19 protein-coding genes are annotated in these 20,045 nt (G+C 66.0%); 13 read left to right on the top strand and 6 right to left on the bottom strand.

Translation table 11 applies throughout. The annotated features are described in order from the left end of the window. The 5 genes from ABNS06_RS16335 to ABNS06_RS16315 form a co-directional block, all read left to right on the top strand. Nucleotides 1-749 (top strand): NAD(P)(+) transhydrogenase (Re/Si-specific) subunit alpha (locus ABNS06_RS16335; protein ID WP_348675670.1); only part of this gene is annotated, 749 nt, incomplete at its 5' end. Nucleotides 750-793: 44 nt separating this feature from the next. Continuing rightward, nucleotides 794-1,045 (top strand): NAD(P) transhydrogenase subunit alpha, encoded by a 252-nt coding sequence (locus tag ABNS06_RS16330; RefSeq protein ID WP_348675671.1) that lies wholly within the window; start codon nucleotides 794-796, stop codon nucleotides 1,043-1,045. Nucleotides 1,046-1,055: 10 nt separating this feature from the next. Continuing rightward, on the top strand, nucleotides 1,056-2,429 hold the full coding sequence (locus ABNS06_RS16325; protein ID WP_348675669.1) for an NAD(P)(+) transhydrogenase (Re/Si-specific) subunit beta: 1,374 nt from the start codon (nucleotides 1,056-1,058) through the stop codon (nucleotides 2,427-2,429). A gap of 142 nt (nucleotides 2,430-2,571) precedes the next feature. Next, the gene (locus tag ABNS06_RS16320) at nucleotides 2,572-3,771 is read left to right on the top strand and encodes a GGDEF domain-containing protein (RefSeq protein WP_348675668.1); all 1,200 of its coding nucleotides are present in this window, start codon (nucleotides 2,572-2,574) and stop codon (nucleotides 3,769-3,771) included. An 82-nt stretch (nucleotides 3,772-3,853) separates the two neighbouring features. After that, complete coding sequence (locus ABNS06_RS16315; protein ID WP_348675667.1) at nucleotides 3,854-4,162, top strand: hypothetical protein; 309 nt, start codon at nucleotides 3,854-3,856, stop codon at nucleotides 4,160-4,162. A gap of 20 nt (nucleotides 4,163-4,182) precedes the next feature. Here ABNS06_RS16315 and ABNS06_RS16310 read toward each other — a convergent pair whose 3' ends face one another. Next, nucleotides 4,183-5,124: an alpha/beta hydrolase gene (locus ABNS06_RS16310; protein WP_348675666.1), complete on the bottom strand. Its 942-nt coding sequence runs from the start codon at nucleotides 5,122-5,124 to the stop codon at nucleotides 4,183-4,185. 1 nt (nucleotide 5,125) lies between these two features. After that, nucleotides 5,126-6,361 carry a kynureninase gene (kynU, locus tag ABNS06_RS16305; protein ID WP_348675665.1) on the bottom strand — a complete coding sequence of 412 codons (1,236 nt, stop codon included), beginning with the start codon at nucleotides 6,359-6,361 and terminating at the stop codon, nucleotides 5,126-5,128. Nucleotides 6,362-6,941: 580 nt separating this feature from the next. Here kynU and ABNS06_RS16300 point away from each other — a divergent pair. From ABNS06_RS16300 to ABNS06_RS16290, 3 genes are all read left to right on the top strand, one after another. Next, nucleotides 6,942-9,125 (top strand): primosomal protein N', encoded by a 2,184-nt coding sequence (locus tag ABNS06_RS16300; protein WP_348675664.1) that lies wholly within the window; start codon nucleotides 6,942-6,944, stop codon nucleotides 9,123-9,125. 78 nt (nucleotides 9,126-9,203) lie between these two features. Beyond that, complete coding sequence (argS, locus tag ABNS06_RS16295) at nucleotides 9,204-10,961, top strand: arginine--tRNA ligase (protein ID WP_348675663.1); 1,758 nt, start codon at nucleotides 9,204-9,206, stop codon at nucleotides 10,959-10,961. A gap of 3 nt (nucleotides 10,962-10,964) precedes the next feature. Further along, nucleotides 10,965-11,543: an SPOR domain-containing protein gene (locus ABNS06_RS16290; protein ID WP_348675662.1), complete on the top strand. Its 579-nt coding sequence runs from the start codon at nucleotides 10,965-10,967 to the stop codon at nucleotides 11,541-11,543. A gap of 28 nt (nucleotides 11,544-11,571) precedes the next feature. On the opposite strand, the gene ABNS06_RS16285 is transcribed toward ABNS06_RS16290, so the two are convergent. Beyond that, nucleotides 11,572-11,844: a hypothetical protein gene (locus ABNS06_RS16285; RefSeq protein ID WP_348675661.1), complete on the bottom strand. Its 273-nt coding sequence runs from the start codon at nucleotides 11,842-11,844 to the stop codon at nucleotides 11,572-11,574. A gap of 197 nt (nucleotides 11,845-12,041) precedes the next feature. Between ABNS06_RS16285 and ABNS06_RS16280 the strand changes: the two genes are divergently transcribed. The 3 genes from ABNS06_RS16280 (at nucleotide 12,042) to ABNS06_RS16270 (ending at nucleotide 13,515) form a co-directional block, all read left to right on the top strand. Beyond that, nucleotides 12,042-12,722 carry a hypothetical protein gene (locus ABNS06_RS16280; RefSeq protein ID WP_348675660.1) on the top strand — a complete coding sequence of 227 codons (681 nt, stop codon included), beginning with the start codon at nucleotides 12,042-12,044 and terminating at the stop codon, nucleotides 12,720-12,722. Continuing rightward, nucleotides 12,722-12,952, top strand: a complete 231-nt coding sequence (locus tag ABNS06_RS16275) for a hypothetical protein (protein ID WP_348675659.1) — start codon at nucleotides 12,722-12,724, stop codon at nucleotides 12,950-12,952. The genes ABNS06_RS16280 and ABNS06_RS16275 overlap by 1 nt, the downstream gene beginning before the upstream one ends. Nucleotides 12,953-13,050: 98 nt before the next feature. Then, nucleotides 13,051-13,515: a hypothetical protein gene (locus ABNS06_RS16270; RefSeq protein ID WP_348675658.1), complete on the top strand. Its 465-nt coding sequence runs from the start codon at nucleotides 13,051-13,053 to the stop codon at nucleotides 13,513-13,515. Between the two features lie 6 nt (nucleotides 13,516-13,521). On the opposite strand, the gene uvrD is transcribed toward ABNS06_RS16270, so the two are convergent. Continuing rightward, nucleotides 13,522-15,681, bottom strand: coding sequence for a DNA helicase II (gene uvrD, locus ABNS06_RS16265; protein WP_348675657.1), 2,160 nt, complete (start codon nucleotides 15,679-15,681; stop codon nucleotides 13,522-13,524). Nucleotides 15,682-15,902: 221 nt separating this feature from the next. Here uvrD and ABNS06_RS16260 point away from each other — a divergent pair, with 221 nt between their 5' ends. After that, nucleotides 15,903-16,580 (top strand): OmpW family outer membrane protein, encoded by a 678-nt coding sequence (locus ABNS06_RS16260; RefSeq protein WP_348675656.1) that lies wholly within the window; start codon nucleotides 15,903-15,905, stop codon nucleotides 16,578-16,580. Nucleotides 16,581-16,599: 19 nt separating this feature from the next. Here ABNS06_RS16260 and ABNS06_RS16255 read toward each other — a convergent pair whose 3' ends face one another. Together ABNS06_RS16255 and ABNS06_RS16250 are read right to left on the bottom strand one after the other, a co-directional pair. Continuing rightward, complete coding sequence (locus ABNS06_RS16255) at nucleotides 16,600-18,174, bottom strand: GNAT family N-acetyltransferase (protein WP_348675655.1); 1,575 nt, start codon at nucleotides 18,172-18,174, stop codon at nucleotides 16,600-16,602. After that, complete coding sequence (locus tag ABNS06_RS16250) at nucleotides 18,171-18,917, bottom strand: TerC family protein (RefSeq protein ID WP_348675654.1); 747 nt, start codon at nucleotides 18,915-18,917, stop codon at nucleotides 18,171-18,173. Before ABNS06_RS16250 ends, ABNS06_RS16255 begins: the two co-directional genes overlap by 4 nt. 144 nt (nucleotides 18,918-19,061) lie before the next feature. Between ABNS06_RS16250 and ABNS06_RS16245 the strand changes: the two genes are divergently transcribed. After that, the gene (locus ABNS06_RS16245; protein ID WP_348675653.1) at nucleotides 19,062-19,952 is read left to right on the top strand and encodes a DUF4382 domain-containing protein; all 891 of its coding nucleotides are present in this window, start codon (nucleotides 19,062-19,064) and stop codon (nucleotides 19,950-19,952) included. Nucleotides 19,953-20,045 lie beyond the last annotated feature (93 nt).

The following is a 20,045-nucleotide window of genomic DNA, read 5'->3' as shown; positions in this document are numbered from 1 at the left end:
CGATGGACGCGCTGTCCTCCCAGGCCGCGGCGTCCGGCTACAAGGCGGCGTTGATCGCGGCCAGCGAGCTGGAGCGTTTTCTGCCGATGCTGACGACGGCGGCCGGCACGATCCGCCCCGCCAAGGTGCTGGTCATCGGTGCCGGCGTGGCCGGGTTGCAGGCGATTGCCACGGCCCGGCGTCTCGGTGCCATGGTCGAGGCCTATGACGTGCGCACCGCCGCCAAGGAGCAGGTCGAGTCGCTGGGCGCCAAGTTCGTCATGGCCGACATCAAGGCCGATGCCGAGGGCGGCTATGCCCGCGAGCTGACCGACGAGGAGAAGGCCGCGCAGCAGGCGATGCTGGAGAAGCATGTCGCCGCCGCCGACGCGGTGATCACGACCGCGTCGATTCCGGGCCGGCCGTCGCCGAAGATCATCTCCAAGGCCATGGTCGAGTCGATGAAATCCGGTGCGGTGATCGTGGACCTGGCCGCCGAGGGTGGCGGCAACTGCGAGTTGTCCGAACCCGGCAAGACCACGACGGTGGGCGAGGTGACGATCGTCGCACCGCTGAATGTCCCGTCCATGCTCGCCGAGCACGCCAGCGAGATGTATGCCCGCAACCTGCTCAACCTGATGGAGTTGTTCATCAAGGAAGGCGAGCTGGCGCTGGACCTGGAGGACGACGTCATCAAGGGCGCGCTGCTGACGCACGGCGGCGACATCGTCCACGAACAAGCCAAGCAGATTCTGGAGGGTTCCAAGTGACACCCGAACTCGCACTCACGGGCTTTGTGGCCCTTTACATCTTCATGCTGGCGGCCTTCACGGGCTACGAGATCATCGGCAAGGTGCCGGCGATCCTGCATACGCCGCTGATGTCCGGCTCCAACTTCGTCCACGGCATCGTGCTGGTCGGCGCGATGGTGGCGCTCGGCCATGCCGACACGCTGCTCGAGCAGGTCATCGGGTTCCTCGGTGTCGCGCTGGCGGCGGGGAATGCAGTCGGCGGTTACGTCGTGACCGAGCGGATGCTCGAAATGTTCAAGTCGAGCAAGGACTGAGGGGGCGACGATGAGTTTTCTGATTCAGGCGAGCTATTTCGTCGCCGCGGTCCTGTTCATCCTGGGCCTCAAGCGCATGGCCTCGCCGCGCACCGCGGTCAGCGGCATCAAGTGGGCCGGCATCGGCATGGTGCTGGCGGTGCTGGCGACATTCTTCTATCCCAATCTGCACAACGTCGGGCTGATCGTCACCGCCATCGTCATCGGAGGCGCCGCGGCGTGGATCTCCGGCAAGAAGGTCGAGATGACCGACATGCCGCAGATGGTCGCGCTGTACAACGGCATGGGCGGCGGCGCGGCCGGCGCGATCTCGGCCGTGGAGCTGTATTCCGGTGCCGCGACATCGCACGGGTCGGGATTGGCGGCGCTGGCCGTCATCGGCGGCGTGATCGGCGCCGTGTCGCTGTCGGGCTCGGTCATCGCCTACGCCAAGCTGCAGGGCCTGATGAAAAAGGCCTGGTCGGTGCCGATGCATCAGGGCGTGAACGCGCTGATGGTGATCTTCCTGTTCGGTATCGGTCTGGCGCTGGCGACTTCCACCGGTCCGGGTCCGTTCTGGATCACCGTGTTCTTCCTGATCGCGCTGACTCTGGGCGTGTTCATGACCACGCCGATCGGTGGCGCGGACATGCCGGTGGTCATCTCGCTGTACAACGCGCTGACCGGTCTCGCGGTGGCCTTCGAGGGCTTCGTGCTGGGCAACGCGGCGATGATCATCGCGGGTACCGTGGTCGGTGCAGCCGGCTCGTTGCTGACCCTGTTGATGGCCAAGGCGATGAACCGCTCGCTCGCCAATGTGCTGTTCTCCGGTTTCGGGGCCAGTGATGGTGATGCTGGCGATGGACCGCAGGGCACGATGACCTCGGTCGAGGCCTCCGACGCGGCGATCTCCATGAGTTACGCGGCCAAGGTCATCATCGTGCCGGGTTACGGCATGGCGGTGGCGCAGGCGCAGCACAAGCTCTGGGAATACGTGCAGATGCTGACCAAGGCCGATGTGGAGGTGAAGTTCGCCATCCATCCCGTCGCTGGCCGCATGCCGGGTCACATGAACGTATTGCTGGCCGAGGCCGGCGTGCCCTACGACATGATCTTCGATCTGGACGAGATCAACGAGGAGTTCGCCCAGGCGGACGCGGCGCTGGTCATCGGTGCCAACGACGTGGTCAATCCGGCTGCCCGGACCAATGAGTCCAGTCCGATCTACGGCATGCCGATTCTCAACGTTGATCAGGCCCGCGAGGTGTTTGTCATCAAGCGTGGCAAGGGCACCGGGTTCTCCGGTGTCGAGAACGAGCTGTTCTTCGGCGACAACACCAACATGGTGTTTGGCGACGCCAAAGAGGTCTGCAACCAGATGATCACCGGGCTCAAGGAGCTCTGATCCTCGGAACGAAAAAGCCCGCCTCGTGCGGGCTTTTTTGATCATCTGCGGTTCCTGGCATCGTGATTGCTCGTTGATGCCATATCGACCCGGCTGCCTCAGGCCGCCGGATTCGCGCCAGGGCGGGACGGGGTAGGCGCAGGTGCAACAACACGGGACATCACTGAACTGGAGGGTTTGGCGCAACTCGCCCGCGTGGCATCGCACCCATTTTCTCCAGATCGATAGCGGGCAGGAGGCGAATTTCCAGCGCTCGTTCCTGCACGCGGGGCGCGCTCGTCGCCTCGTCGGCATCGTGCTGCTGATCCTGCTCGTGCCGACCATCCCGTGGTACGCGCCATCTCTGTTCCAGGTGCCCCGGGCAGCCTTTGACGGCGTGCCGGCTCCGCTGTGGTGGTCGACGCTGATTCTGGGGCTGATCACGCTGTTCGTGAACCGGTCATCGCGATACCGCTCGCGTCTGATTTTCGCCATATCGGCGATGAATCTCTCCGCGGTGGCCTATCTGATGGCCGTTCGTGTCGTCGCCAGCGACATCGGGTTCGATATCCCGATTACGGTGCCCGCCACGGTGGTCGTGGGTTTCGGGGCGCTGGCCGGGCTGACGGCCCGTTACAACGTGACGTTTTTCGCGCTGGTCACGGTCGGCATTGTCGTGACCGAGTTCTGGCTGGTGGCGCCGCAGCCGACGGTGCTCGTCGACATCTTTGCCGCGCTGATGATCTGCCTGGTGAGCCTGGTGGGTGCGCTGGCGGTTGAGCACGCCGCGAGAAGCGCCTGGAAGGACACATCGGCACTGGCGTATCGCGCCAATTATGATGACCTGACCGGCATGGCGAACCGGGCGTACTTTCGCGAGCAGGTCGAATCGCTGCTGGGTGTCGCCCGGCGAGACGAACGGCCCGTCGTGCTGGCCATCATCGATATCGACCATTTCAAGTCGGTGAATGACCAATATGGTCACCCGGTTGGCGATGAGGTGATTCGCAGCGTCGCCGAGGAGGTGCGGCTGCGCTGTCGCCGGGCAACGGATGTTGCGGCGCGACTGGGTGGTGAAGAGTACGCCGTCTTCTTCTACGGAGCGGACGCGTCGGACGCCCAGAGCATGCTGGGTGAGTTGCTGAGCCGGATCCGCGCACTGCGGTTCCACGATCATCTCGGCCGCCCGATCGACCTGCAGGTCACGGCCAGCTGCGGCATGGCCTCCGTGCCGTCCGGCGTCTCCGCGACCCGAAACGGCCTGCTGATGGCGGCGGACCGGCAGCTCTACATCGCCAAGCGCTCCGGACGGGACCGCCTGTGCTGGGAGCTCTACACCGGAGACCGGCAGGTTCATGCCTGACGGGCGACGGCCCCGCCGGCCGCCCATCGAATGTTTCTGTTCTTTTGCAGTCCAAGTGCTGCGATGAATTCAAGGAGCGAACATGCGACGTGGAATAACGGCATGGATTGTGGCGCTGATGGCGCTGGGCAGTTTTGGCATCGTGAACGCCAACCCGGGTCACGGTGATCTGCCGCCGGGATTGCAGAAGAAGGCGGCCCGCGGTGAACCATTGCCTCCGGGCTGGAAGAAGAAATTGCAGGTCGGACATACGCTGGACCGATCCATTTATCGGCATGGCGTGGTGATCTCGCCGGCGGGACATGACGGCATCGCGACCGTGCGTATCGAGGACGAGACGATCCGGCTGGTGGCGGCGACACTGGAGATCGTCGACATCCTGAGCCGGTGACGCGGTCGGTGCCGCGCGGCTTAACCGCCGTCCGGCTCGCCGATCGTTGCGTGCAGAAATCCGACTACATCGTCCCATGAGCGGGTATCGGGCAGGGCCGGATCGAAATGCCCCTCGCCCGCGACCACGCGCAGGTGGATCTGGTCGCCCTCAAGCAGCGCGGCTTGCGCAAAGGCCTCCACCGACGCCGGACTGACGATGGGGTCCTTCGCGCCGCTGACCAGCAGCACCGGGACGTGCAGCGGCAGACGGGCGGCCGGTGACACCGCGGAATAGCGTTCGCCGGCAGTGTCCGGTGTGCCGCCCATCACTGCGTCCACCGCGGAATGGCAGCTGCCGTCCGGGCCGACGCGATAGCGTTCCATGTCGGTGATCGGCGCGAGTCCGATCACTGCCCGGATCGGCAGGGGATGATCGGCCGGCAGCAGCGCGTGGGCATCGTCACGTGTCGCCGCCCACAGCGCGAGCTGGCCGCCGGCGGAATGCCCCAGCGTTGCCACGTGCGCAAGATTCAGCGGGCGAACGGCCGCCAGTTCGCGCAGGTGGTCGATCGCCAGGCCGATGTCCACGAACGTGCCCGGCCAGCCGCCGTTGTCGTCGCCGATCCGGCGGTACTCGATCGACCAGGTGGCAAAGCCCTGCCGTGTCAGCGCGTCGGCGAGGTGGCTGAAATACGTCAGGTCGAACTGGGACAGCCAGCAGCCGCCGTGAATCAGGACGACGACCGGGTGGGGTCCCGCTCCGTCCGGTAACCGGAGTTCACCAAACTGCTGCGGGGCGGGGCCGTACTGCAGGCGCTCCCCGGGTGGTGGCAGTGGGCGTGCCTGCACCTGGGCCCAGCTCAGCGGTTGCGGCGCGCGTGCGGCGGGGGCCGCGTCCGAAGCGGTCGGCGATCGGTTGGCACAGGCGCTCAGCAGCACCGCCATCAGCGCGGGGAGCAGGATTCGGCATCGGTTGTTCATCTCAGGTCACCCGGTTCAGGGTCCGGAACGCCGGATCACGCCACCGGCCGGTTTCCATGATGGTGGTCAGGCGTTCGCAGGCGTCATGGATGTCGACATGGCGATGGTAGAGCGGCGTCAACCCGAAGCGCAGCACGTCCGGCGTGCGGAAATCACCGATCACGCCATCGGCGATCAGCGCCTGACAGATCGGCCAGGCCTGTGGATGGCGCAGGCTGATCTGGCTGCCGCGACGCGCAGGCTGCCGGGGGGTGAGTAGTTCGAAACCATGCGAGGCCAGCGGTCCGTCCAGCCATGTCATGACGATGTCGAACAGCTGCGCCGACTTCGCCTCGACCATCTGCAGATCGACGCTATCCCAGACCTCCAGTGCGGCGTGCAGGCTGGCGAGCCCCAGAATCGACGGCGTGCCCACCTGCCAGCGGTCGATGCCCGCGGCCGGCTGATAGTGGTCGCCGAATTCGAACGGAGCGGCGTGGCCGAACCACCCGGCGATGGGATTGCGCAGCAGCCGCTGAAGGGCGGGCGACACGTACAGGAACGCGGGCGCCCCGGGGCCGCCGTTGAGAAACTTGTAGCCGCAACCGATGGCGAGATCGGTGGCCGTCGCCTCCAGGTCCAGCGCAACGGCACCGGCGCTGTGGGCGAGATCCCAGAGCACCAGTGCGCCAGCGGCGCGTGCGCGGGCGTTGACCTTGGCCATGTCGTGGCGTGCGCCGGTGCGGTAGTTCACGTGACTAAGCACCAGCACCGCGACGGAATCATCGATGGCGTCCGGGAGCTCGGCGGCGGCAACGCGGCGGACCCGCGCGGCGCCATGGTTCGAGGCGACGGCGTCGGTGATGTAGAGGTCGGTCGGGAAGTTGCCGGTTTCGGTCAGGATCACCGGCCTGTCCGGGCGGATCGCCAGTGCCGCATCCAGCAGCTTGAACAGGTTGATCGACGTGGAGTCGGTGGCGATCACATCCTCGGCGCCGGCGCCGATCAGCGGCGCGATCCGCCGGCCGACGTGGCGTGGCAGGTCAACCCACCCGGCGCTGTTCCAGCTGCCGATCAGCTGTTCTCCCCAGTCCTCGCGGACGGTACGGTCGACCGCGTCCGCGGACGCCCTGGACAGCGGCCCGAGCGAGTTGCCGTCCAGATAGATCTGCGACGGTGGCAGCGCGAACCGATGGCGGGTGGCTGCCAGCGGGTCGCTGCGATCCAGGGCCTCGGCGTCGTCTCGGGAGCATGGCATGCCGGAAACATGCGGGGTTGGCGTGTCTGGCGCAAGCGCTGTCCGATTGCGATCGTCGTTCGGGTTATTTCGGTGAATCCGACATACTGGGAGCCGGTGTCTCGCCAGTTCATCGTTCAGGTCGATACGCGGACGTCGCCGCGCCGTCGCGACGAAAGCGTGGAACTGTCGGGAATCGGCGGTTGGGTCAGTGGGCGAGAAAATCCTGCGTGACAACCCGGGGATGAGGCAGGAATCCGTGATCGGCGTTCTCATCCGACATCGCCGAGTTGCGGCCAGATAAGGGGATGTCGCAGATTGGCGACATCCGGTGGGCAGAACGGTTCCTGAAATGGGGCTAGCGCTGCGGCTTCAGCCCAGGCTGAACATGTTACTCACACTGCGCGTGACGGTCGTCGAATCCCGCACTTACGGAACGTATTATGAAAAAATTGTTAAGAACGTCTATAAGCTGCTGAATTATATGGGCTTGTTGCGGCGCAATATTGTCACTTATCCGTAATGAAGGCTGGACTTGCCTATTGACAATTCCCGAGTCCGCAACTTCTCCCCAGAGTTATCCACAGGCTGTTTGAACGGCGTGAGTCAGTCCGCGAATCCCTCAACAATCGTCAAAGTGGCCGTGCCGGCACCGCTTTTTCAGTGCTTTGACTACGCTTTCGACTCGGGACAGCCGCCCCCGCCAGGCGCCCGGGTGCGGGTTCCGTTCGGTCGGCGGCGCCTGGTCGGAATCGTGACGGGTCACGGCGACCCGGCGGGTGATCGGCGACTGCGAGCGATCGAGTCTGTCGTTGACGACCAGCCGCTGTTTGACGAGGGGGACCGCGACCTGATCGAGTGGACCGCCCGGTATTTCGCCGCACCGATCGGCGAGGTGTACTCGCTGGCGATGCCGGTCCCGCTGCGGGCCGGTGCGCCCGCCCGCTGGGAGCCACCCTGGTTATGGGCGCGGGTCGATGAATCCGGCGACGGGTCCCCGCGGCTGGGCAGCCGACAGCGGGCCGCCATCGACGCGCTGGGAGGCGGGCCGATGCTTGAGGCCCCCCTGCGCGAGGCCAGTGGACTGGATCGGCGCGGGCTGGAACGGCTGGAGGCGCTGCAACTGATTCGGCGGGTTGGTGCCGAGGGCGAGCGCGTCGCTGCGCCCGTCTCACTGCCGACCCTGACCGACGAACAGGCCGCCGCGCTGGAGCAGCTGGGCGCGCGGCTGGAGGGTTTTCACGCCACGCTGATCGACGGCGTGACCGGCAGCGGCAAGACCGAGGTCTACCTGCGGGCCGCCCGACGCGTGCTCGACCAGGGCCGCCAGTGCCTGATCCTGGTGCCGGAGATCGGGCTGGTCGGCGGCATGGTCGAGCGTGTGCGCGCCCGGCTGGGCGTGGAGCCCTGCGTGCTGCATTCGGCGTTGGCGGACGGAGAGCGTGCGCAGCTGTGGCTGTCGGCCCGGGCGGGCCATCCCGATGTCGTGATCGCCACCCGCTCCGGTGTGTTCGTCCCGTTGCCGCGACTGGGGCTGATCATCGTCGACGAGGAGCATGACGCCAGCTACAAGCAGGAGGACGGTTGTCGTTACTCCGCCCGCGCCGTCGCGATCTGGCGCGCCCGCCAGCGCCGGGTGCCGATTCTGCTGGGTTCGGCAACCCCCAGCCTGGAATCCCTGCATCTGGTGGAGACGGGTTCCGTTCTGCGCATCGGGTTGTCGTCACGCGCTGGCGGTGCGGCACTGCCCCGTGTCCGGTTGCTGGATGTGCGGGCGCAGCAGCTTGATCACGGACTGAGCTTCGAGTCCCAGTCCCGGATCGAGGCGCACCTGCAGGCCGGTGGTCAGGTGCTGGTGTTTCTCAATCGTCGAGGCTACGCGCCCGCGGTGCTGTGCCATACCTGCGGTTGGGTGGCCGACTGTTCGCGCTGCGATGCGCATCTCACACTGCACCGCGCCCGCAACCGGCTCTGCTGTCACCACTGTGGTCTGGAAGCCGCGCCGCCCGAGCGCTGCCCGGACTGCGGAGACCGACAGTTCACTGGCATCGGCGCGGGTACCGAGCGCCTGGAGCACGCGCTCGTTCGGCGCTTTGCCGGTCATCCGGTGCTGCGCATCGACCGCGACACGACCCGCCGTGTGGGCGAGCTGGATGCACGGATCGCCCGTGCCGAATCCGGCGAGGCCCGCATCCTGATCGGCACGCAGATGCTCGCCAAGGGTCACAACTTTCCGAATCTGAGTCTGGTCGTCGTGGTGGATGCCGACCAGGGTTTGTTCAGCGCCGACTTTCGCGCGGCGGAGCGGATGGCGCAGGGCATTTTCCAGGTGGGTGGCCGCGCCGGTCGCGCCGAGCGCGCCGGTGAGGTGCTGATTCAGACGCACCACCCCGATCACCCGCTGCTTCAGCAGCTGGTGCGCGGCGACTACGGTGGGTTCGCGCGCATGGCGCTGGCGGAGCGTCGCGAGGCCGGCATGCCGCCCGCCCGCCAGTTCGTGATGCTCCGCGCCGAGGGTCAGACGGCCGACGCGGTCATGCGCTGGCTGGGCGAGGCTGCTCAGCTGGGTCGCGGGCTGTTCGACGCGGCGGTGGAGATCTGGGACCCGGTGTCAGCGCCCATGGCGCGTCGCGCGGGGCGCCATCGCGGCCAGCTGTTGCTGGAATGCGACCGGCGCGCGCCGCTGCAGAGCGGTCTGTCGGCGTGGATCGAACGGATCGGCCAGCTGCGGGAATCGCGCAAGCTGCGCTGGAGCCTCGATGTCGATCCGCAGTCCATGCTCTGAACGCGGCCGCCGGCTCGGGTCCGGCGTCGCTTCCGGGTTAGAATGCGCGGCCTTTTTTGGATGAATTCGGGCACTTCGATGCAGGACCACATTGCCGAGTTGTTGCGCGCCGCGCTGGAGCAGGTCGCGGCGGGGCCATTCCCCACGCTGGAGATCCCGGGGCGCATCGGCATCGAGCGAACCCGCGATGCGGCGCATGGCGATTTCGCTTCCAACGTGGCGATGGCCAGCGCCAAGAGCGCGCGGGCCAATCCGCGCCAGATCGCCGAGGCGATCATCGCCGCGCTGCCTGCATCCCCGCAGGTCGAGAAGGTCGAGATCGCGGGCCCCGGCTTCATCAATTTCTTTCTGACCCGGGATGCCGCGACGGCGGTGGTCGGTGCCGTGCTGGATGCCGGCGCGGCCTACGGGCGCGCCTCGGAACCGACCGGCCGCAGGGTCATGGTCGAGTTCGTCTCCGCGAATCCGAACGGCCCGCTGCATGTGGGACACGGGCGTGGCGCCGCGCTGGGCGATTGCATCGCCAATCTGCTGGAGGCCGCCGGTCACGAGATTGCCCGCGAGTATTACGTCAATGATGCCGGTCGGCAGATGGACATTCTCGCCGCGAGCATCTGGGTCCGGTATCTCGAACTGCATCAGGTGTCGGTGAACTTCCCCACCGGCGGCTACCAGGGTGAGTACGTTCGCCAGATCGCCCGTGACCTGGATGACGCGCATGGCAACCGTTTCGTCCAGTCGGCCGGCGCGATTCTCGACGGCCTCGGCCACGATGCCCCAGCCGGTGACAAGGACGCCTTCGTGGATGGCCTGATCGCGCGGATGAAGGCGTTGCTCGGCGACGGGTTCGCGGTGGTGCACGCGGCCGGGCTCGACAGCCAGCTCGCGGACATTCGTGATGACCTGGAAGGTTTCGGCATTGTCTACGACCGCTGGTTTTCCGAAGCCAGTTTGGTGGTCGACGGCGCCGTCGAACACGCGCTGGAGCGCCTCAAGGCCTCGGGTCACACGGTGCTGCGTGATGGCGCGCTGTGGTTGAAGTCCTCGGAGATGGGCGACGAGAAGGACCGTGTTCTGGTCCGCGCCAACGGGGCCTACACCTACTTCGCCACCGACATCGCCTATCACCTCAACAAGCTGGAACGCGGATTCGACACCCTGGTCAACGTCTGGGGAGCGGATCATCACGGTTACATCCCGCGCATGCGCGCGGCGATCGAGGCACTGACCGGCAGCGACGAGCCGCTGGTGGTGCGCCTGTCCCAGTTCGTGAGCCTGTTCCGTGCCGGCGAGAAGGTCGGCATGTCGACGCGGGCCGGCGAATTCGTGACGCTGCGTGAACTGCGCGGCGAGGTCGGCGTCGACGCCGCGCGGTTCTTCTACGTGATGCGCTCGTCCGATCAGCCGCTGGATTTCGATCTGGCGCTGGCAACCTCGCAGTCCAATGACAATCCGGTCTACTACATTCAGTACGCGCATGCCCGCATCTGCAGCGTGTTCCAGCAGGCCGCGGACGCCGGGGTCGCCTACGACGAGCAGGCTGGGCGCGCCGCGCTGGGCTTGCTCACCGAGGCCCACGAGACGGCGTTGATGGGGCTGCTGTCCAGTTATCCGGAGCGGGTGCAGCAGGCCGCGGCCCAGTTCGCGCCGAACATCGTCGCCAATGCGCTGCGCGACGTGGCCGATCAGTTCCACAGCTACTACAACGCGCACCGGTTCCTGCTCGCCGACGATCCCGCGCGCACGCAGGCCAGGCTGACGCTGGTTTCGGCGGTCCGGCAGGTGCTGGCCAACGGCCTCGGCCTGCTTGGCGTGTCCGCTCCCGAGTCGATGTAGGGCATGGGCAGGGACTACGCCAATCGGAAGAAGCCGGCCGCCCGGCGGCCGCAGACCAAGCGCAAGCCGCAGGCACAGGGCCTGCCGGGCTGGCTGTGGCTGCTGATCGGGATGACCGTCGGTCTGGTGATCGCCGTGGCGCTGTATGTATTCAGCGGTCCGGGCGGCGCCGATCGATTGCCGGTGCCAGCCCCCGCCGCGCAGAAGCCGGCCGAGCCCGCGGCGCCCGAGCCGGAGCTGCCGCCCAAGGAACAGGCGCGGTTCACGTTCTACGAGATGCTGCCCAACTTTCAGCTCGTGCCGCGCACCGAGAAGTACACGCCACCGCCGGAACCGGAGGCGGATCTCAGCTACGCGATCCAGGCGGGCAGTTTCGCCAGGCAGTCGGATGCCGAGGCCCGGCGCGCCGAGATCGCGTTGCTGGGGATCGAATCGCGCGTGGAGTCGGCGACACTGGACGACGGACGCACGGTGCACCGTGTGATCATCGGGCCGGAGTCGAACTTCAACCGGGTGAAGAACCAGATGGGCCGGCTTTACGAGAACGGAATCGAGAGCTTCTTCCGGCGGCTTGATTCCTGAGTCGGGTTTCCGGGAGCCGGTGTCCCGTTCACGCCGGCGCTGATTCGGCGCGGAGGCTTTCCGCATGGCGCTCCAGCGCGTCCGCCGAACTCGGGGTGTCGCGACGCGGGTAGCGCTTGATGCCCCGTGTCGTCACCCAGGTTCCGCCGTAGGCCTGCAACAGCGTCTGAACCGCTTCCTGGTGCACCGGTGCTCCCTTCAGCAACGGACGCAGCAGGCTGCTTCGAGGGCAGTGATCCGGTCCGCTCGCGTCGATCGCGAAAATCGTGTTGGCGTCGTTGAGGAACAGCCTGGTACCCATTGCCGATTGCATATCGAAGTGTGCTGAACAAAACGTAAGCCGTTCCGAAATCCGGACATCAGGAGCACACAGCACAAGCTGGTCGGGAGCCTCTTGAGTGCCGGCTCGCCCAGCGGCAGACGAGCGGTTACCGGCAGGGGTTGTAAATGCGAACGATTCGCAATAGCGTATCTGCATCGCCTCGATCAGGAATACCGATGCACCTCGTCGCCGATCTGGAAAACCTGCTGCTCAATCCGCTGCCCGCGATCGAGTACTGCCTGCGCACGACCCTGCGGGAAATGGGCTACGAGCCGGAGCCCGATCGGGCGCTGGACTGGGTGGTCAATGTTCCATTCACCGATGCCGCGATCACGCTGTTGCAGGATGACGCGCCCGGACGCATCGACGAGTTCACGTCGCGCTACCAGCGTTTGTTCGCCTGTCGCGGTCGTCGCGCCTACGGGCTGTACCCTGGCGCGCGGATCGCGGTGGCCAGCCTGCAGGCGACGGAACAGAATCACCTGCATTACCTGACGCACATCGGCCCGGCCGGTGCGCAGGCGTTGCTGGAGCACTACTCCTTCCGCCACGCGGTGGACAGCATTTTCACTGCGCCCGCACCCCAGTGCCGCATGTGCCGGCCCAGCCTGCTGGAGACCCTGTCCGGGAAGCTGCGGGATCAGTCCGATGACGGCATCGCGTTCGCGTCGGATGACCCGGCCGAACTGGCGATGGCCCGGCGGATGGGCATCCACACGATCGGGCTGCTCTACGGCAGGACACCGGCTGCGATCGTCCGTCGCGCGGCGCCGGATCTGTGCATCGAAGCCGCCTCCGCCCTGCCGACGGCCATCGCCACGTTGTCGGCCGCGCCCGGAGTCGCGGGAGCGCACTGATGTGCCTGCGGGTGCACGCCAGACTCGTGCACGGATGCCCCTGCGTCGAGTTGCGTGACGAGGCCTCCGGCGCGATCTGCTACCGCTGGGACACCGATGTCCCCGCCTCGGACATTCGCGGCCATGCGGTGCAGGACCTGATCCGAATGTTGTTGCTCGCCAGCGCGCAGGAGGCCGGAGGACGGGACGCACCGTTGCCACCTGCAAGCAACCGACTAGCGCGTCCGTGACAGGGGCGCCGCCACCGTGATTGCCGGAGCGATCGCATTCGCGCAGGATTATTCTGAATCCCCGTTGACGGCTGTTCGCTCGTCAGGTCAGCAACCCGTTGAAAATTTTACGGAACATCTTGGTTGGGCTCGGCGCGCTGTTTGTGCTGCTGTTGGCGTCCGTCGCCTACCTGGGACTGAGCGCATCGTCCTTTGTTGAGGAGACTCAGCCGTTCTTGCTGGATTTCACGGCGGACTTCGCGCGCAACTGGGAGGTCGCGACGGTCGAGGCGCGGATGACCGACGCGCTGGCCACCAACCTCAGAACGCCGCAGGGTCGCAACGTGATGAGTCAACTTAAGCAACTCGGCGCGTTCAAGGGCGGGCACGAGTTTGAATCGCGTCACTACAGTTCAGGAACCGACGGCAAGAGGGCCGAGATCGCCTTCGATGGGCGGTTCGAACACGCCGATGTCGTCGTGACAATCGTCGTTGAGCGCCGAGACGGGGTGGTCAAGGTCGATGGTTTTCATATTGCGCTGGACGATGGTGTTCAGCCGCAGTCAGACGCACGCGACGCGTGAGGGCTGCTAGAGCGGTTCCAGCTTCGCGATCGACTGCATCAGCCACTTCGAACCGGCCGATTCGAAGCTGACCTCGACCCGGGCACGCTCGCCCTCGCCTTCCAGCGACAGCACGATGCCCTCGCCGAACTTGCGGTGTGTGACCCGCTGCCCCAGCTTGAGCCCGGCGGAGTCGGTCTGGCGCAACCCGGGGCCTGCGCCGTAACCCAGCGGACGGCTGACGGACACACGCGGACGAATCTCCTCGACACAGTCCGGCGGCAGTTCGGCGAGAAAGCGTGACGGCACGCAGAACTGGGCGTTGCGGTAGAGCCGGCGGCTTTCGGCATGCGACAGCACGAGCTGTTCACGGGCCCGGGTGATGCCGACGTAGCAAAGCCGGCGTTCCTCCTCCAGCCCGCCTTCGCCGATCGCCCGTTCATGCGGGAACAGGCCGTCTTCCATGCCGATGAGGAACACGACGGGAAATTCCAGGCCCTTGGCCGCGTGCAGGCTCATCAGCTGGACCGCGTCTTCCCACTCGCCGGCCTGTTCCTCGCCCGCCTCCAGCGCCGCGTGGGCGAGGAACGCGGACAGGGCTGGCAGTTCTTCATCGCCTTCGGAGGGCTCGAAGCCGCGCGCGGCATTGGCCAGTTCGTCCAGGTTCTCGACCCGCGCCTCGGCCTGCTCGGTCTTGTCCTTGCCGTAGTGCTCGCGCAGGCCGGAGTGCTCGATCACGTGATTGATCTGCTCGCCGAGCGTGTGGTCGGTGGTGTCGTCGGCCAGGCGGTCGATGAGATCGCGAAAGCCGCGGACCGCGTTGCCCGCGCGGGGTGGCAGCTCGTCGGCGGAGAGACCGGCGGCGGTCCACATGGTCAGCCCGTCACGGCGGGCGCGATAGCGGATCTTCTCCAGCGTGGTCGCGCCGATGCCGCGGGTGGGCTGGTTCACCACGCGTTCGAAGGCGGCGTCGTCGCCGCGGTTCTCGACCAGCCGCAGATAGGCCAGCGCGTCCTTGATTTCGGCGCGCTCGTAGAAGCGCAGGCCACCGTAAACGCGGTAGGGCATCTGCTGGGTCAGCAGCGCTTCTTCCAGCGTCCGCGACATGGCGTTGGAGCGGTACAGGATGGCGCAGTCGCTGCGCTGGCCGCCGGCCGCGACCCAGGCCTGGATGCGGTTGACGACGAACTCGGCCTCGTCGCGCTCGTTGTAGGCGCGGTAGATCTGGATCGGTGGACCATCGGCATCCTCCGTCCACAATTCCTTGCCCAGCCGGCCGCTGTTGTGGGCGATCAGCGTGTTCGCCGTCTTCAGGATGTGGCCGGTGGAGCGGTAGTTCTGCTCCAGGCGGATCGTCTGAGTGCCCGGGAAGTCCTTGGGAAAGCGGATGATGTTCTCGACCCGCGCCCCGCGCCAGGAATAGATCGATTGGTCGTCGTCACCGACGACGAACAGCTTGGCACGGTCGCCGGCGAGCACGCGCAGCCAGGCGTACTGCAGCTTGTTGGTGTCCTGGAACTCGTCGACCAGGATGTGCTGGAACCGGTTGCGGTAATGCGCCTGGATCTGCGGGTTGTCGCGGCACAGTTCGTGGGCGCGCAGCAGCAGTTCGGCGAAGTCGACCAGATCGGCGCGTCGGCAGGCGTTCTCGTAGGCGCCGTAGATCTGGATCAGCGTGCGCCGGGTGTACTCGCCGCGATCATCCAGATCCCCCGGCCGCAGCCCTTCTTCCTTGCGTGCGTTGATGAAGCCGGTGACCTGCTTGGGTGCCCACTGGTCGTCCGGCAGTTCCATGCTCTTGAGCAGGCGCTTGACCAGCCGCTGCTGGTCGTCGGCATCCAGGATCTGGAAATACGGTCCCAGGCCAGCCTCCTTGGCATGCAGTCGCAGCATGCGATGGGCGATGCCGTGGAAGGTGCCGACCCACATGGCCCGGGTCGGAAACCGCACCAGCGACTCGATGCGCTGGCGCATCTCCTTGGCGGCCTTGTTGGTGAAGGTGACCGCCAGAATCGACAGCGGCGACACAGCTTCCACACCCATGAGCCAGGCCACGCGATGGGTTAGCACGCGGGTCTTGCCGCTGCCGGCGCCGGCGAGGATCAGACGGTGTTCGAGAGGGGCCGTGACGGCTTCGCGCTGAGCGTCGTTGAGCGGGTCAACGATGGGGGTGATATCGCCATCCATGGGCGGGAATTCTACCCGGCCCGCCGGCTCTCCGCAGGTGCGTCCGCCGGGCGGGGCGACCCCGCTTCCGTTGATCCAGATCAATGTTCTGCCGGGTTTAGGCCGGGGGTGGAGTCGCGGTTCGAACTTCGTTGATGCAGGTCAAATCCGGGGGTGTGTCGCAGGAGGATGCTCGCGCCCGTCAACGAACACATCTCACCTCGTCTCAGAAGGAGTCGATCATGCAGATCAACAACCGAATCACTTCACTGGCCGTTGTCGCGGGTCTCGCGTTCGGCGGCAGTGCATTCGCCGCCGAACTCGCGGCCGGCGATTTCTTTGTCCGCGCCGGGGTGGCCAACGTGATGCCCGACTCCGACAGCGACCCGGTACTCGGCGATCCGAACAACCGGGTGAGCGTTGATGACGCCACCTCGCTGGGGCTGACCCTGACCTACATGCTCACCGACCACTGGGCCGTTGAACTGCTGGGCGCCTCTCCGTTCGAGCACGACATTCAGGCGGAAGGCGGCATTTCGGCCGTCGGCAAGGCAGGAACGACCAAGCATCTGCCGCCCACGCTGTACGCCCAGTACTACGGCCAGCCCATGCCCAACCTGCACCTCTATGGCGGCCTGGGCATCAACCACACCCAGTTCTTCGACGAGGAAGCCTCCGACTCGCTGCGCACCGCGCTCGGCAACGACGTGACCCTCGGCCTGGAGGAATCCTGGGGCTGGGCGGTCAACCTCGGCGCCGACTATGACTTCACCGATCGCTGGTTCGGCACCGTGTCGCTGTGGTACGTGGACATCGAGACCACCGCGTCGGTTTATCTGGCCGATGGCTCCAAGGCGGACGAGTTCGATGTGACCATCGACCCGACCGTGGTCCTCGCCGGCGTCGGCTACCGCTTCTAGCCGCGACCGATACGGGGCGCTACTGCCGCCCCGGTCCCGGACCGCCGCCCCAGCGCACCGTGTACAGGTCGTGGCGGCGGTCCTTCAGGTTCTGCACCGTGCCGGACTTGCGTGCCTGGACCAGCGCGTCCAGTGACAGGTCGGCGAACGCGATCATCTCCACGTTGGGCGTGGTATCGGCGGCAATGCCGTCACGCGCGAACGGAAAGTCGCAGGGTGTGTAGATACCGGACTGCGCGTAGTGCATGTCCATGTTGAAGAACCGCGGAAGGTTGCCGACATTGCCCGCCGTCGCCACATAGATCTGGTTCTCGATGCAACGCGCCTGCGAGCAGTACCGCACCCGCAGGTAGCCGTAGCGCTCCTCGGTGGAGAACGGCACGAACAGCAGGTTCGCGCCCTGGTCGACCAGATGCCGGGTGAGTTCCGGGAATTCCGAGTCGTAGCAGATCAGCACGCCGATCGGTCCGCAGTCCGTATCGATGGCGCGCACCGTGTCGCCGCCGGTGATCTGCCACCAATAACGTTCGCCCGGGGTCGGGTGAATCTTCGCCTGCTCATGCACCTCGCCATTGCGCAGGCAGATCCACGCCACGTTGAGAAGTGTCCCGTCCGGCTGCTCGACGGGGTGCGAGCCGCCGATGATGTTGATGTTGTAGCGCAGAGCCAGGCGCTGGAGCAGGTCACGCACCGGCTCGGCGTACTCGGCGAGCTTGCGGATCGATTCCAGCGGGGACAGCGCCGCATTCTCGATCGACAGCAGCTGTACGGTGAAATATTCGGGAAAAACCACGAAATCGCAGCGATTGTCGGCGACCGTGTCGACAAAGTACGTGACGATCCGTTCGAACCCGGCCCAGTCGTCGATCGCGCGTTGCAGGTATTGCACCGATGCGATCCGCACCGTGGAGGCCGGCCGGTCCGGGGCGTAGGCCGCGTGCCGCGAGCGTGGCCGCTCGTGGGTGTTGCGCCACATCAGATGCACGGCATAGCCCAGTGAGGCGCGATCGGTGGGGTCGTAGCCGGGCAGCACGCCGATTGGCTCGAAGCCGTTGCGCAGCTGAAAGCTCATGACCTGATCACGCAGGTCGCCGGCCTTCACAGCGTCGACGTAGTCCTGAGCGGACGGATAGTCCGCGTGACGCTTGGCCAGTCCGGGCAGGCGGCCGCCGAACACGATGCCCTTGAGCCCCAGTTCGATGCAGAGCTTGCGGCGTGCGGTGTACAGGCGCTGGCCGAGTCGATGCCCGCGATGACTGCGGTCGACCATGACCTCGTAGCCGTAGAGCCAGTCGCCGTCGGGGTCGTGCGTGCTGCCGTAGCCGTTGCCGGTGATGCCCTTCCAGGTGTGCGGGCTCAGTGCGCGGCTTTCGGACAGACGGATGCTGGCGCAGTATCCGACCACCTCGCCGTCATGCACCGCGACCAGGTGGCCGTCCGGAAACCAGCGAATCTGCGCCGAGATCTGCTCGACGGAATAGTTGTCCTGCTCGCTGTAGGCAATCGCGCCCAGCCGGAGGATCTCGGGTACGTCGCCCAGCGTTGCCGGCCGGATCTCCAGCCGCTGCGCGCGATGATCGGTGGTGTCGGTCATTCAGCCTCCGCCTTTGGTCCGTGCAGCCGGACCGGCTGGTGGGTCTTGCGCACGCGCAGATTGATCATCTCCACCGCCACCGAGAAGGCCATCGCGAAGTAGATGTAGCCCTTGGGAATGTGGAAGTGCAGGCCTTCGCCGATCAGTGCGACGCCCACCAGGATCAGGAACGACAACGCCAGGATCTTCACCGTCGGATGGTTGTCGACGAAGCGCGACACTGCGCCGGCCGCGAACATCATGAAACCGACGGCCAGCACGATGGCGATGATCATCACCGGCACGTTCTCGGTCATGCCGATGGCGGTGATCACCGAGTCTAGCGAGAACACAATGTCCAGGATCATGATCTGGATGATCACCCCGGCGAAACCGGCCACCGCGCGGCCGCTGCCGTGTGACTCGTCGTCGCCCTCCAGCTTGTGATGGATTTCCAGCGTCGACTTCGCGAGCAGGAACAGACCGCCGCCGAGCAGGATCAGGTCCCGCCCCGAGACGGCATGCCCGAACACCGCGAACAGCGGCGCGGTCAGCTTCATGACCCAGGTCAGCGACAGCAGCAGAAGCACCCGCGTGATCATCGCCGCGGCCAGTCCCAGCGTGCGTGCCCGCGGCTGCTGCTCCACCGGAAGCCGGCTGGCGAGGATCGAAATGAAAATGATGTTGTCGATACCCAGAACGATCTCCAGCGCCGTCAAGGTGACCAGCGCGAGCAAGGCATCGACTTCGAAGAGACCCGTCATCGCGGACATCCGTGTTCAAGGAGGCGTCAGTATACGGACGCCGATGACCGTCTCCGGTTCCGCATTGCTTCGCCTATACAATGGGACGATGGCTGCGTTCACCGGGGTCGCGCGACCTGCATGATGACCACCAGGATTCAAGGAATGATTCGACGATTTCTCCCTCGAGCGCTGATCGTGGCGCTGGCTCCACTGCTGCTCATCGCCTGCGAGGGCGAGTTGCAGATTCGCCTCACCGACGCTCCGGCCGACGAGGCCACCGCGGTCAACGTCGAGATCACCGGCGTGGAACTGCTGACCGATGCGGGCACTGCCGAAACCTACGACTTCGACGAGCCGCGGACCATCAATCTGGCCGATCTCAGCGGCGGGCGGACGGTGACCCTGGTCTCCGATGACGACACGCCCGGCGGGACCTACAGCGGCATCCGTCTGCTGATCAATGCCGTGGCCGGCGAGTCGGATTCGACCATTACCTTCTCCGACGGTGGCGAGTTCCCGCTGGTGCTCAGCAACGCCGGTGGCGGCAGCCGCAGCGTCTCCCGCAACTTCACCGTCGAAGAGGACGAGCGCACGGCGCTGACCATCGACTTCGACCTGCGGCGGTCCATCCTGGAACCCACCGGGACCTCCACCGACTACCGCCTCGCGCCGCGGCTGCGGCTGGTGCTGGATGAGGACGCCGGCACGCTGACCGGCACCGTCGACGAATCCAGGCTGACGGATTCGGATTGTGACAACGGGGACAACAACGACGTCGGCAACGTCGTCTACGTCTTCTCCGGCAACAGCGCCACCGTCAGCGATCTCGACAACTCGGTCGACGACGCGATCACCTACGGTGCGGTGGAGATGGACGACGTCTCGGGCGAATACACCTACACCGTGGGATTCCTGCCCGAAGGCAACTATACCGTCGCATTCACCTGTCAGGGGCGCCTGGACGATCCGCTGGTGCAGGACGACATCGAGTTTTCCGGTCAGACCAACGTCAGTATCGATGCCGGTGATACGGAGACCGTGGATTTCGATTAGCGCTCGGCTAGCGGGGGGTGCATCGACCGTCATCGCCCGGTCACATAACTGTCACGGATCGATCAAACACGATCGGTAGCTTGGTGGAAACCT

This window comes from uncultured Abyssibacter sp. (assembly GCF_964000955.1).
GTDB lineage: Bacteria > Pseudomonadota > Gammaproteobacteria > Nevskiales > OUC007 > Abyssibacter.
This window is presented reverse-complemented; position numbering and strand designations above follow the sequence as displayed.

What these genes read in the sequence shown, in the direction of transcription:
- ABNS06_RS16330 (WP_348675671.1), top strand. Translation starts at nt 794, where the DNA reads ATGCTGGCGGCCTTCACGGGCTACGAGATCATCGGCAAGGTGCCGGCG.
- ABNS06_RS16325 (WP_348675669.1), top strand. Translation starts at nt 1,056, where the DNA reads ATGAGTTTTCTGATTCAGGCGAGCTATTTCGTCGCCGCGGTCCTGTTC.
- ABNS06_RS16315 (WP_348675667.1), top strand. Translation starts at nt 3,854, where the DNA reads ATGCGACGTGGAATAACGGCATGGATTGTGGCGCTGATGGCGCTGGGC.
- ABNS06_RS16310 (WP_348675666.1), bottom strand. Translation starts at nt 5,124, where the DNA reads ATGAACAACCGATGCCGAATCCTGCTCCCCGCGCTGATGGCGGTGCTG.
- kynU (WP_348675665.1), bottom strand. Translation starts at nt 6,361, where the DNA reads ATGCCATGCTCCCGAGACGACGCCGAGGCCCTGGATCGCAGCGACCCG.
- argS (WP_348675663.1), top strand. Translation starts at nt 9,204, where the DNA reads ATGCAGGACCACATTGCCGAGTTGTTGCGCGCCGCGCTGGAGCAGGTC.
- ABNS06_RS16290 (WP_348675662.1), top strand. Translation starts at nt 10,965, where the DNA reads ATGGGCAGGGACTACGCCAATCGGAAGAAGCCGGCCGCCCGGCGGCCG.
- ABNS06_RS16285 (WP_348675661.1), bottom strand. Translation starts at nt 11,844, where the DNA reads ATGGGTACCAGGCTGTTCCTCAACGACGCCAACACGATTTTCGCGATC.
- ABNS06_RS16280 (WP_348675660.1), top strand. Translation starts at nt 12,042, where the DNA reads ATGCACCTCGTCGCCGATCTGGAAAACCTGCTGCTCAATCCGCTGCCC.
- ABNS06_RS16275 (WP_348675659.1), top strand. Translation starts at nt 12,722, where the DNA reads ATGTGCCTGCGGGTGCACGCCAGACTCGTGCACGGATGCCCCTGCGTC.
- uvrD (WP_348675657.1), bottom strand. Translation starts at nt 15,681, where the DNA reads ATGGATGGCGATATCACCCCCATCGTTGACCCGCTCAACGACGCTCAG.
- ABNS06_RS16260 (WP_348675656.1), top strand. Translation starts at nt 15,903, where the DNA reads ATGCAGATCAACAACCGAATCACTTCACTGGCCGTTGTCGCGGGTCTC.
- ABNS06_RS16255 (WP_348675655.1), bottom strand. Translation starts at nt 18,174, where the DNA reads ATGACCGACACCACCGATCATCGCGCGCAGCGGCTGGAGATCCGGCCG.
- ABNS06_RS16250 (WP_348675654.1), bottom strand. Translation starts at nt 18,917, where the DNA reads ATGACGGGTCTCTTCGAAGTCGATGCCTTGCTCGCGCTGGTCACCTTG.
- ABNS06_RS16245 (WP_348675653.1), top strand. Translation starts at nt 19,062, where the DNA reads ATGATTCGACGATTTCTCCCTCGAGCGCTGATCGTGGCGCTGGCTCCA.